This window comes from Dictyobacter aurantiacus (genome assembly GCF_003967515.1).
Taxonomy (GTDB): domain Bacteria; phylum Chloroflexota; class Ktedonobacteria; order Ktedonobacterales; family Ktedonobacteraceae; genus Dictyobacter; species Dictyobacter aurantiacus.
Genome location: NZ_BIFQ01000002.1, coordinates 1,128,166 through 1,141,165, shown reverse-complemented (window position 1 = coordinate 1,141,165; position 13,000 = coordinate 1,128,166). Strand labels below are relative to the sequence as shown.

The window sequence follows — 13,000 nt, the reverse complement described above, 5'->3', positions numbered from 1 at the left end:
GGCGCTTACGCCCACCGGATTTATAGTACCTTCTGGTAGTTTACCCCAAAGCAATTTTAAATGCTTATATACCTATGAAACCGCTCCTAAACTTAGCTGAACGCATGAATGCATAAGAATCTTTATGCATTTCTTATATCAAAGATTGTGTATACTGTGTGTGGATATCTGGCATGAACTTATTGGTAGATCTGGTAAGGGGGGTACTATGAAGATGGAAATGGGTGTATCTACGCCATATCGTATGTTTCTGCAGTTTTTAAATGGTCCGCTAGCACGCCAGAGATATGAGATCTCTTCCTCGCTCTCTATTTCAATCGGTAGCTCATTGAATGATACTATTCGTATATCTGGACTGCAGCCTGGCCACGCGCATATCTGGCAGGACCACGAACATTTGATGATAGGTGTCTCCAATGTGGCCAACTACCTGGCGATTAATCAGAAACGAACGCATCGCGGTGAATTGCACGATGGCGATACGATTACGCTGGGTGATTTTGGGGTGAGATTTCAATTAGTGGCGGTGCGACAGAGCGCCAATGAGCAACAGCTTACCAGCAGACATGCTACCGGCCGGCGGCCCATCAGTGAGTTTGTGGCTACGGCGCAACCTTTCCCGGGGACCGGTACCGTCGAGACGGAGATTGAACAGGCGCAGGTCCCGCCCATGATGCAAGGCCCTGGCATTCCCCGTGTTCCATCTATCGAGGCCGAGACACCATCGCCTGAAATGACCCTTTCCGGTTCTGCCGAGGTTACGCGTTATCTCTGTATGGCCGCTTATAGCGATGAGACGTTCTGTAACTATGTCAATAACAATATTATCCATGACAATGTGCGCGCCTTTGGTGATACTTCTGGTATCAGCGTCTATACGATTGCTCGCTGGGCGCTGGCGGCCCGACGACGTTTCATCTTGCGCGACATGGTGCTACTGGTTGCTTTTGTGTTGGGATGCTGGCTGATTATTCCGGCTTTTCCAGTTGTTGGTTTTATGTCCTATCTCCTGCCATTCGTGCTGGCCTGGATCGTAATTATGCTTGAGCGTTGCTGGTGCTATTATGGGCCCGATGTATATAAGCTCCGTCGTAATAATTTTGTACTTGATACCGGGAGCGCTGCCTTACCGCCGGCGATCGAATGGAATCTCAATACGGGTCTATCACAGCGTCCGGCCAATGTGGTGGTCTATAGCGGTTTTTCACCATTCGCTGGTTCGGGTGCGCACGTGAAGAGCTGGTCGTTTGTGATCGATATCTCTCGGGGTAAGACGCTGCTGGGGAAGAATGCGCATCCAAGGGCCTTTATGTTAAGTGAGCTCTATGACACCCTGGCCAGCGATATGGCGAAATTGAATCTGAGCAATCTGCTGGTGGAGGATAAGCTATACGTCGATGGGAAAGAGATCCGTGAGCGCAGGGAATTTCTGCCCAACCCCTTTGCCCATCCGGTGACGTGGCTGGAGGATGAGATGGTGCGCATGTATAAGGATGGGACGGCTTCCGAACTTACCAGTACAGGTGGACAGATGAGTGATGATGCGGTTCGCTATTATCAATGCTACCGGATAGATTCCTGGCAGGGAGATCTGGTGTTATCTTTCTTCCTGCGCTTCCAGCGTACCGGCAATAATCTGTTGATTGAGGGCCATTATCATGTCCTACCACCGATCGATGCGCGCTATCGCGAGATCGATGAATTGCGCACGCGATTTGATCTGCGTTGTCTCTGGAAACTATGTGGTCAGATTGCGGTTCCCGCGTACGCACTGTTGATCTTGCTGACCCCATATCGCCTGGTAGGACATATGCTGAAGGACTGGCTGTGGATCAGGCGGCGGCGCACCCAGCAGGAGATTGAGCATAAGCCCACGTTTGACTATGGGGCCGCCACCAGCCTGCGTGAGAAGGCCTGTTCCACGAATTATCAGCGCCACTTTCAGCAGTTGGACAAGGAGCACTATCTCAAGCTGGTTGAATATCAGCTCTTTGTTTCGCTGACGGCTTTTCTGGACACACACGCTATCGATAGCACCCAGTTCCGTGAGCGGCAAAAAACGATCTTGAATACCAGCATCATGACGCCGTGATCCGCATGCTTCATACCTCAACGACAACCTGGGGGCACATACCTATTTTATTCATTAAAAATGTGCCTTCGACCTCATATCTAGCTAACTGATCGTTCAGAAGTCCTGGTCCATCAATTTTTTGCAAAGCCAGTAAAATGAAAATATACTGTATTTTGCAGCTATATTGCTTTTTATTGGTATTCTGGCCCCGTTAAGGCGACGATCGGATGCGGTAGTGTTGGCGGGAGGAGTAGATGTATGTCGCTGATACGTGCTCGCAAGCGATTGGTCCGGCACGATCATCAATCTCGGCTGGCTGTTCATGGTGACGATGCACGTATAGATGATGTACTGGTTGCTGAGTGTGTGCGATCTGAGCCCGTGACATCAGTGGTTCCGGCACTGATGTCTAAAGAACTGATAGCTCTCTGTATAGATATGAGCGAGGTTGTGGGTGGCGGTACTGTTGTCAGCGGGGGTTATCTTGGGTCGACGCTGATGCGCTATGTTGCGAATATATTGATGGCCCGCATGGTTTCACCGGCTGTCTATGGCATGTTTGGCGAAATATTTAGTCTGACCTATATTCTCGGCTGGATCGCTAAATCGGGCTTTGACATTGTCTTTGTTCGCCTTCTTCCTCGTTATCTCTTAAAGAGCGAGCTGAAACTGGTTGTGGGCCTGACCCGCTTTATCCTGCTGATTACTATAGTCCTGGGCCTGTTTGCTGGCCTGCTCTTCTTTGTTTATGCTCCTCGGATCGCGCTGCTCTTTTACCATGATGCTTCATGTACCCTGTTGCTGCGCGAGATGACTGTACTGATACCACTGATCGCTCTACAGACGGTGATCGCGGCGGGCTTGCAGGCCTTTAAAGAAGTGCTCTGGAAGATGTATATCGAGCGTATTGTGCAGCCGGTTCTGACCCTGATCATGTTAGTGCTGGCTTTTCTACTGGATTGGAAGGTGGAGGGGCTTAGCTTCTCCACCATTGTGGGCTATCTATTCGCGGTTGGCATTGGTTACCTGGTGCTGATGCGTATTGTGAAGCGGCATACGCCGCATGTGTTGCCCGCCAGCTACCAGGTGCGCCGCTGGCTGGCCTTGAGCCTGCCACTGTTTTTTAATGGACTGATCTATGCGCTGGCGGATACGCTGAACGCCTTGTTGCTTGGATTGCTGGCTACCCCCGGCCAGGCGGCTGGCTACCTTGTTGCCGAGCGGGCCGCGATTTTTGTCACCATGCCGCTGGCGGCGCTCTCCGTCCGCTATACCCCTTTGATTGCCGAGTACTACTATCACGGCTTGCCAGTGCGCATCACGCGGATGTATGCCGCAGTGACGCGCTGGTCTATCTTATTGAGCCTGCCAGTCTTTCTCTGGCTCTTAATCTTCCGGCAGGTCGTGCTGCAAGGCTTTGGAGCCGCCTATGCTGGTTATGAAACCGTGTTGATCATTATCTGCGTGGGATTTCTGGTGTATGCCGTGCTGGGACCAGCATCTTACATCTTCGTTATGGTAGCGCCTCCGCGCCTGATCATGCTCAATAGCACGCTTTCTATTGGTGCCAACATCATACTTTCATGTATTATGATCCAGCTTTATGCCGCCATGGGAGCGGCGCTAAGTATCTTTTTTTCCTCGCTTATTACCTACGGACTGAGTTTTTGTTGGGTCAACTGGTACCTGAAGATGCAGCCATTGCGCTGGCAATTGTATAAGCCATTGCTGGCAGGTGGCCTGGCAGTGCTGACCGGTTACCTTATCCTGCACTGTATGCAGATTGAGTCAGATATGTTTCGCGTGCTCGTTACCCTTGGCGCCATGATCCTTTTCATTATCACCTACTGTTTTGCCCTCATCCTCCTTCGCTTCTCCCCTGAGGATCTGTTTGTCTTTGCCCACCTGCTTGGTAAATTCAGGCTGCGCCCGGCCTCGTGATATCTGATGTACCTTACAGGGAAAATAACGGAGCGTTTTGGCGCTAATATGGTATTATTGCATAAACCGATGAAAATGTAGCGCATCCTCTCCTGTATCTTCTACGTTGTTGTGTGGAGATGCAAGCACCCACCGTCGGAGGTTTTCATATGGCTTTTGGCCCATATCGAGATACTTATCAATTATTTTCTTCTGTCCCTCTACCGCCGCTGCAGTTGTTGCGTCAGCGTTTTCCGCGCCCTCGCGTTGAAGATGTAGCCGGCGCTGTCGTAGAGGCCATCGAGTCCCGGAATTTAAGAGAGCAGATCAGGCCGGGGGCGCGTATCGCGATCACGGCGGGTAGTCGGGGGATCGCGGATCTGGCGTTAGTTGTGCGTACCGTGGCTGAGACTTTGAAGCAGTACGGCGCCGAACCCTTTATCGTGCCGGCTATGGGCAGTCATGGCGGGGCAACACCCGAGGGCCAGCGTGAGATTGTGGAGAGTCTGGGCGTAACCGAGGAATATTGCGGTGCACCCATTATCTCTTCGCTAGACGTGGATCTGCTGGGTACCTTGCCCAATGGCCTGCCAGTCCACATAGATCGTGCCGCCAATGCTGCGGATGGCATTATCGTACTCAATCGCGTCAAGCCACACACCGACTTTACCGCTCCTATCGAGAGCGGGCTGTCAAAGATGCTGGCCATCGGCCTGGGCAAGCATAAGGGCGCGTTGACGCTGCACTCCTGGGGACTGGATGGGCTGTGCGTGCAGCTTCCAGAGGTGGCGCGATTCTCGGTCGCCCATGCAGCTATCCTGTGTGGATTGGCGATCGTTGAGAATGCATACGATGAGGTGGCGGAGATTGCCTGTATCCCTCCTGAGGGTATCGGTACCGAGCCTGAACGCCTGCTGTTGGACCGGGCCCGCGCTTTGATGCCGCGTCTGCCATGGGATGAACTGGATGTTCTGGTGGTGGATGAGATAGGGAAAAATATCAGTGGAGCGGGCATGGATCCCAATATTACCGGTCGCATGCGCTGGGGTCCCCAGAAGCGGACGGCGGTGGAGGCGACGGCGATCGCGGTGCTACGTCTGACCGAGGCTTCGCACGGTAACGCGATCGGACTGGGAATGGCCGATTTTACGACCGCCCGGCTCTATGAGCAACTGGATAGCCAGTCGTTTTATATCAATAGCCTGACAGCCGGCGTGATCGCTTTAAACTCTACCAAGTTGCCGCCGATTATGGAGAGCGAGCGTGAGGCCGTGGCGGCCGCGATCCGCAGTTGCGGTAGGCCGGATCTGACGCAGGTACGCCTGGCACGCATCAAAAATACTTTGAGTCTGGAATACCTGCTCGCCAGCCCGGCCAGTCTGGAGCACCTGCGTTCTGACTGCGACATCGAGCTGCTGGGGCCCCCCGAGCCCTTTTATGTAGCGGATGATAATACCCTACCATCCTTTGAACATATTTTGCGCTTTCACACCTGACCATTGTAAGACGTGTCTGACTTTAGTGATCATTGCCTGCTCCCTGTATGAGGTTTTGCTCCTGCGGTGCTCAAGAGTTCTTTAATTGTTGGTGCACCGGGGGCGCACATGCCTTTCAAGTATAGGTTTTCAAGGGCCTTGCCCCTTGAACCCGCTTGTGCCGCCTGACGGCGGCACAAGGAGAGGGAAAATCAGGGGACACCCCTGAAACCCCGCCATGGGCTGCCGCCCCTGGACCCCGCTCCAAAAAACCTATACCTGTAAGGGCGCACATGCCTCCAACATGGCGGAAGTTGGGCACACTCTAGAAAGATCGTTACTCCGATTGTAGGGATTGAAGCTTTATCTGATATGAAATAGAGATTATAGAAATAGAATGGAGCTCTATCTATGGATACGCGAGAAGCATCGACAACATCTACGCCATTGCATACCATTCAGACCGGGGTGGCGGCGCGTGGAGAACCGGTTGAATTGAACGAGGTGGCGATCTTACTGCATCCGCAAGACGATGTGGCCATCGCGCGTGTTCCGCTGAGCCGGGGCGTGGTTTTGCGTCTTCCGGGTGAGTTGGGGGGACAGGTAGAGGTGGTGCAGCGGGTACTCTCGGGGCATAAGGTGGCGCTGCATGCGGTGGCTGAGGGCCAGCCGGTGCGCCGCTATGGTTCGGTGATCGGTTTTGCCACGCGAGCTATCCAGCCGGGCGAGCATGTGCATAGCCACAATCTGTCGGTTGGCGAGTTGAAGCAGGAGTATCAGTATGGGGTGGATGTACGCCCGGTGGAATATGTGCCGGAGGGGCAGCGCCGTACGTTTATGGGCTATCGGCGTCCCGATGGCCGCGTGGGGACGCGCAACTATGTGGCGATTATCGCTTCGGTAAATTGCTCGGCCTCGACGGTGCGTGCTATTGAGCGGCACTTTGGTCCTGAGATTATGCAGGCCTATCCCAATATCGATGGGGTGATTGGCTTGACGCACAAGAGCGGTTGCGGCATGCGTACGGGGAGCGCGGCGGTCGAGCAGCTGCAGAGGGTGCTGGCCGGCATGGCCCTGCATCCTAATGTGGGCGCCTACCTGCTGGTTGGCCTGGGCTGCGAGAGCAATCAACTGCAGGAGATGATCCAGGCCATGCGATTGGACGACGCACAGCAGTGGAAGCAGCCGCACTTTTTGACTCTGCAGGAGAACCATGGCGTTGCGCATACTATCGCCGAAGGGGTGCGTATCATCGAAGGACTGCTGCCGCAGGTGAACGCCGTGCAGCGTGAAGAGGTTCCTATCTCCGAACTGAAGCTGGCTCTGCAGTGCGGTGGTAGCGACGGCTGGAGCGGTATCACCTCGAATCCTGGCCTGGGCTTCTGCGTTGATGAACTGGTGCGCCAGGGTGGAACCGCTGTGTTGAGTGAGACCCCCGAGATTTACGGCGCTGAACATATCCTGCTGCGACGCGCGCGCAGTCGTGAGGTGGGCGAGAGCTTTGTGGAGCGTCTGCGCTGGTGGGAGCATTATACGGCCATCAACGACATGGAGATGAACAACAATCCATCACCCGGCAACAAGCTCGGTGGTCTGACTACCATCTACGAGAAGTCACTGGGGGCGACGGCCAAGGGCGGCACGACACCTCTTAATGCGGTTTATAACTACGCGCAGCCCATCACGGAGCGCGGCCTGGTTGTCATGGACACTCCCGGTTATGATCCGGTTTCGGTGACCGGCCAGGTAGCTGGCGGCTGCAACATCATCGTCTTTACCACCGGTCGCGGTTCGATGTTTGGTTTCAAGCCGGCCCCCTCAATTAAGGTCTCTTCCAATACCGCCCTGTACGAAAATATGTCTGACGATATCGATATCGACGCGGGCGTCGTGCTCGATGGCGTTAGCCTTGAAGAAGTGGGGCGGCGTATCCTGGATGAGGTGATCGCCGTGGCCAGTGGCAGGCCGAGCAAGAGTGAGGCCCAGGACCTGGGTGAAGAGGAGTTTGCCCCGTGGATTCTTGGGGCTACCATGTAGCGTTGATCTGGCATAAATATAAATGGGAAGACATCGGGTGCCCGATGTCTTCCCATTTATATTTATGCCAGTGTGGTTACTGATTGTTCTGTGGAACGCTGGTTTTGCCAGTGCCGGGGAAGCAGGGGGACTTCGATGACGGTCGGGCCGGCATGGCGGGTGGCGTTCTGGATGGCCTGACTTAGTTCCTCGGGTGAGTTGACGCGGATGCCTTCGGCATGGAAAGCCTTCGCCATGGCTACATAGTCGGGGGCCAGCAGGTCGGTGGCGATATAGTGGCTGTTGTAGTTGCGTCGCTGGTCGGTTTTTACCCTGGTATAAGTTGCGTCATTAAAAATAACTACTATGATCGGGAGTTTTTCCTGGGCCGCGGTGGCCAGCTCGCTGCTATTCAAGAGAAAGCCGCCATCCCCGCATAAAGCGATGACCGCGCGTCCTGGGTGCGCGATCTGGGCTCCGATAGCCAGGGGCAGACCGCTCCCGATGGTGCAGAGCTCGGCTGGATGGATAAATGTGCGTGGTTGGCGCATGGTGAGATGCTGGGCCGCAGCATAACCGAGCATGGTCATGTCCGCTACCACCATGGTATCGGCTGGCAATTGCGACAGCGCGCTCTGGACACCCTCTAGCATGGTGAAGTTCTCTCCCTGGAACGCCACCGTATGCAGGTAGAGGGCTTCGCGCAGATCATCCAGAGCGCTATATGGCGCGGTACGTTCGCGGGGATACTCTTTCAGGAACTTATAGAGCGCCTCCAGGGCTACCCGGGCATCTGAGACAATGCCCACCTGGGTGCGGTAGTTGTGTCCAATCTCTGTGGGATCGATATCGATATGGATCATGCGCTCCGGCAGTGGCAGGCGCCGGTCGGCGGTCCTCTCCGCGCCCAGCTTGCTGCCCACGACCAGTACCGCGTCGCGGGTCGCTGTAAAGGCATCTAAATCCAGCGGCAGATTGTCGTTGGTCGCCAGTACCAGCGGATGGTTGGTCGGCAGTACGTCGTGACTCTTGCTGCCGAGGAGAACCGGTGCCTGCAGGAGCTCGGCCAGTTGCAATAACTGCTGGTTGGCGTTGGCCGCCGTGACCCCGGCTCCCGCCACGATCAGTGGGCGTTCGGATTCGCGTAAGATCTCTACCGCTTCCGCCAGAGATTCAATGGAGGGGAGTGGACGCTCAAAGGGGCCGGGGATCGTAATGTCTACATCGGCCTGCAGGCTGAGCAGATCGCAGGGGATCTGAATGTAGGCGCCGCGCGGCCGGCCCTGCTGCATGACGCGAAAAGCATCGTGCACCGCTTCCGAAATCTCTTCAACATAATTGACGGAGCGCGTCCAGCCTACCAGCGATTGCATCAGGCCCAGCTGGTCCTTAACCTCATGCAGCTCACCTCGTCCGTGTCCCTGTGACGCACGCGACTGGGAGCTACTGATAATTAATAATGGGACAGAGTCGGCGTAGGCACTGGCGGCCGGCGTGGTGACGTTGGTGGCGCCAGGTCCCGTGATGGTAAAGACCACACCGGGACGTCCTGTGGCTCGTGCGTAGCCTTCGGCCATAAAGCCAGCACCTTGCTCATGGCGTGCCAGGATATGATGCATTCCTGGTTCATTGTAGATGGCGTCATAGATCGGTAATGTATGTACACCTGGAATACCAAAAACGGTATCCACGTTGTTTGCGCGTAGTGCTGCGATGACTGCTTGAGCGCCAGTAAGATGCTGCCTTTTGGTCACGCGAGAGACTCCTCAATAATTAAAGTTTAACGATCATTATATATAAACACAGTGATAGGACGTCTAGCCAGACGTCCCATTGATATATGTGATGCTCTTCTTTTTTTATTAGCTTACCACATTCTGGATGATCGGGCACCTTCAATGGGACTGGTATCTTATTGCGCGAGAGACGCGGCGATTCTTCTTTTTCAGAAGCTGGTTATAATAAACATCCGCGTGTGTATTTTCCTCTATGTAAGATACCCAAAAGGACTGTTTTTCGTTTATTGTTGCGTTTATTGTTGTGACTTTTGGGGGGACATGATATATAAAATAAGACGATAAAAATGTATCAACGTTACGGTAATATAGGTAAAGGAAAGAAGTGGCGTTTTTTTGCTTTCCTTTTAAGGATGCGCTTAACCGAATATTATTTATGGTTTCAACGTGATATATGTAGTCAGAATTGTCAGGTTATAAAGAAAAGCAGCATTGAAAGGTTTCTATATCATCCTATGAAACTACTTCTTAATTTAAAGCGTTTCCATATTGGAAAACACGAACGCTACTTGATTGGTATCGTCATATTAGCGATTCTACTGCGCGTACTCCTCATCTCTTTTAACTGGCCTACTACCAATAGTGATGAGACCACTATGGGGCTGATGGCACGCCATATCGCCTATAAAGGGGAGTGGCCGATCTTCTACTATGGCCAATCTTATATGGGACCAATCGAAGCTTACCTGGCTGCTCCTTTATTTCACTTATTGGGTTCCTCTCTTTTTGCTTTGCGACTGGAACTTTTATTGTTCTTTGCCTTATTTTTGTTGGGCTTATATGCTTTAACTACTTTATTGTATACACGAAAATTTGGACATTTTATTTGCTTGCTCTTCAGTTTTGGCACAGAGGGTATTGTGCTGCATCAGCTAAAGGCCATTGGGGGATATGCGGAAACTGAATTTTTTGCCGTAGCCATTTGTGCAATTACAATCTGGCTGGCTTTATATACATATAAAATTGATGCAATGAAACGTACGAATGGAATACGTATCTTTATCTATAGTGTGTTGGGGGTGATTATTGGCCTATCTATATGGGAAGATATGCTGATTTTGCCCTTTGCTTGCATGGGTATACTTTATTTGCTGCTCTTTTGCCGTCGTGAGTGTTTCTCCTGGGCCGGTGTGGCTCTAGTTCTTGGCGTGCTCGTTGGCCTCGCTCCTCTCATTATTTATAATGTTAGCGTTCCGTGGGATCAGAATGCTATTGTGGTGCTGCTACGTCTTCATAATGGGGGATCGGGAGCCCATACAAATTTGAGGCAGTCGTTAGTTGGCACCTTCGGTATAGCTCTTCCTGGGATCCTTGGCGAGAATTCTGGTTGCACCCAGGCTCAGTTTCCTCTATTTGGGCATATATCTGTATCATGTGTGGTAACACATTTCGGCTGGAGTATTGGTTATCTTACTATGTGGTGCATTGCTGCTATTATGTCTGGATGGGCTATCTGGAAGTTTTGGCGTGTGCGGCAAGGGACGTCCCGGTGGCATCCGGAGTGGACATTTGAGCAGAGCCGCGGGCTGATTATTGAATGCGGCCGCCTGATGGTGCTGGTTTGCTCTATTGGTACGTTGTTCCTGTTTATTTCAAGTTCAGCATCTGCATTCGCTCCTGGCCCCACCTCACGTTATTTGATATGTATGCTGATTTCAATGCCAGTAGTCCTATGGCCCTTATGGGATGGATTAGGTGCGCTGCTGCTGCAATTTAAAGCAAAAGAGATAAGTTTATCGATTGTCCGTATATTGATACTCGGGCTGATATTCTTTTCTTATGTGAGCGGTATGGTTGATATATTTGTTACGGGAATACCGCAGGCTCAGTTTGTTTATCAGCGTCAGCAGAGTGATATTCAGAATTTAGAGAAGCTTCATCTAAAGTATATTTATTCTGATTACTGGATTTGCAACAACCTTATTTTTATGAGTAATGAAAATATTATCTGTGCTGTGGTGAACTCGCAGTTGAAGGAAGGCTTTAATCGTTATCCTGCTTACCTGACCGAGGTCCAACAGGCACCGCGGACGGCTTATGTTTTTGCGTTGAACTCAGACCCGGACAAGTACCTGATTAATCAGATACGCTTAAAACAATCGCCATTGACGTACCGAATTATGAATATTCCTGGCTATCACGTTTTTGTTCCCGTCTAGCTGCAGCACCTCTCGATCCCCTCATTATGATGATGGCAAAATGGGTAATTGATTTTTACGTCCTTGAATAGATATATTTTGATGGGACGGATGCCGATTGTTCATAATGAAGCTCTGGCTATGGGGCGAGAATACGGTACGGTGAATTGAGGGGTGTTGTTGCTATGGAATGGATGCAATATCGTAAACATGAGCATGTGTGGATGTGGCGCGTATGGCGCTGTGTCTGGTGTGGAACTGTGCCTGTGCGGGCAGCTTTGGTAGTCATCATCGCGGCTGGTTATTTTCCAGCGCTGGCGCTGGCAAGTTCCACACCAGCTACGTACGCGGAATATGTCGATTCCAAGCCCGCTATGAATGCTCTCTTGCCGCAGCCTCCGACCACCATTGCTGTCCATTTCTCAACTCGGGTAGATATCCAGCATAGCACGCTTGCGGTGCTCGATGTGAGTGGCAGGCGGGTCGATACAGGTCCCACGCGTATAGATAAGGCCGATCCTGCTACCCTGGTGATTGATATGCAAGGGGATCAATCGGAGCTCTATATTGTGAACTGGCATACCATGTCCGCCCAGGGAAGCTATCGTGATGGTGGCAGCTTTCGGTTTTTTGTTCACATCAGCCCTGTCCTTAAAAATACGCTGACCAGCACGCCATCTCGCCCGTCTGCTCCCACGATAGCACCGCGGCCCGATCGTATCGGCGTTCCTCTGTGGATAACTGGCCTGATCGGGCTGCTGGGATTGCTGGTGGGCGCCGGTGTCATGTGGTCATTCTCACAGCAAGAGGGGTATCGTCGTTCCATCGCTTTGATCCCGCCATCTGAAGATGAGTGAGGTACTCCTGCCTCTATATTCTTCGTCGCAGGGCGGTTCGCTGGGCACCGTCATCCGTATACTCGCTGGCTTCGAAGCCTAACCGCTGCCAGAAGCGTAACGCCTGCGTATTTTGCGTGAGTACGGTCAGGCTAATCGTTTGCGCTCCCTGCGTAGCCGCCCACCCCGCGAAGACATGATAGATCTTTTCCCCCAATCCTCGATGGCGTTCTTGAGGATCAAGCAATAAGAGATTGAGATACCATTCTTGCGTGGTGGGATAATCGCGAATAGCATCGATGATGCCGATCAATTTGTTGTCCGGCGTAAAAATACCGATGAGCAATTTGTCATTATACGTTTTGCCGGTGGGAATTTCTGTGAAGATCCGCTGGGCCGCGACCGACTCTGGTTTGTGCCCGGTTACCAGCTCTACATAATCCGCGCAGCGCTCATAGAGGTCTTGCACGTTGTCCGTGTCTGCCAGCGTCAGATAGCGGAACGCGTAATCGGTGATCAGGGGAAGTGTTGCTTTTCTCATCGGATCTTTACCTCTACTTTTTATCTCATCTTTTATCAGTACCACTTCTACGATACACCATAAAGTGTGTTCTTACCAGATGGCAGTGATTCTTGCTTCCAGCGACCATAGTGAAAAACTTGATTGTACCTGTTTTCATTCGTCTATTTAATACAGCCTTAATATCGCCATTTTTATGGCGTCACGCTCTTCTTTGGAGAGGGA

At 52.2% G+C, this 13,000-nt stretch carries 8 protein-coding genes; 6 read left to right on the top strand and 2 right to left on the bottom strand.

Features of this window, described 5'->3' with window-relative positions; translation table 11 throughout:
* Nucleotides 1-208: 208 nt before the first annotated feature.
* The 4 genes from KTT_RS29580 (at nucleotide 209) to KTT_RS29565 (ending at nucleotide 7,506) form a co-directional block, all read left to right on the top strand.
* Nucleotides 209-2,092, top strand: coding sequence for an FHA domain-containing protein (locus KTT_RS29580; RefSeq protein WP_126601285.1), 1,884 nt, complete (start codon nucleotides 209-211; stop codon nucleotides 2,090-2,092).
* Nucleotides 2,093-2,332: 240 nt separating this feature from the next.
* A complete protein-coding gene (locus KTT_RS29575) occupies nucleotides 2,333-4,015 on the top strand; it encodes an oligosaccharide flippase family protein (RefSeq protein ID WP_126601284.1) in 1,683 nt (560 codons plus the stop codon).
* A gap of 149 nt (nucleotides 4,016-4,164) precedes the next feature.
* Nucleotides 4,165-5,490 (top strand): nickel pincer cofactor-dependent isomerase, group 22, encoded by a 1,326-nt coding sequence (locus tag KTT_RS29570; RefSeq protein WP_126601283.1) that lies wholly within the window; start codon nucleotides 4,165-4,167, stop codon nucleotides 5,488-5,490.
* Nucleotides 5,491-5,880: 390 nt separating this feature from the next.
* Entirely contained in the window at nucleotides 5,881-7,506 is a 1,626-nt protein-coding gene (locus KTT_RS29565; protein ID WP_126601282.1) for a UxaA family hydrolase, read from the top strand.
* A gap of 62 nt (nucleotides 7,507-7,568) precedes the next feature.
* Here KTT_RS29565 and KTT_RS29560 read toward each other — a convergent pair whose 3' ends face one another.
* Nucleotides 7,569-9,239, bottom strand: a complete 1,671-nt coding sequence (locus KTT_RS29560; protein WP_126601281.1) for a thiamine pyrophosphate-binding protein — start codon at nucleotides 9,237-9,239, stop codon at nucleotides 7,569-7,571.
* A 329-nt stretch (nucleotides 9,240-9,568) separates the two neighbouring features.
* On the opposite strand from KTT_RS29560, the gene KTT_RS29555 reads away from it, so the two are divergent.
* Both KTT_RS29555 and KTT_RS29550 read left to right on the top strand, forming a co-directional pair.
* Nucleotides 9,569-11,440, top strand: a complete 1,872-nt coding sequence (locus KTT_RS29555) for a glycosyltransferase family protein (protein ID WP_126601280.1) — start codon at nucleotides 9,569-9,571, stop codon at nucleotides 11,438-11,440.
* 164 nt (nucleotides 11,441-11,604) lie between these two features.
* Nucleotides 11,605-12,276 (top strand): copper resistance CopC family protein, encoded by a 672-nt coding sequence (locus KTT_RS29550; protein WP_126601279.1) that lies wholly within the window; start codon nucleotides 11,605-11,607, stop codon nucleotides 12,274-12,276.
* A 13-nt stretch (nucleotides 12,277-12,289) separates the two neighbouring features.
* Here the strand turns inward: KTT_RS29550 and KTT_RS29545 are convergent, their stop codons facing one another.
* Nucleotides 12,290-12,796, bottom strand: a complete 507-nt coding sequence (locus KTT_RS29545; RefSeq protein ID WP_126601278.1) for a GNAT family N-acetyltransferase — start codon at nucleotides 12,794-12,796, stop codon at nucleotides 12,290-12,292.
* Between the last annotated feature and the right edge of the window lie 204 nt (nucleotides 12,797-13,000).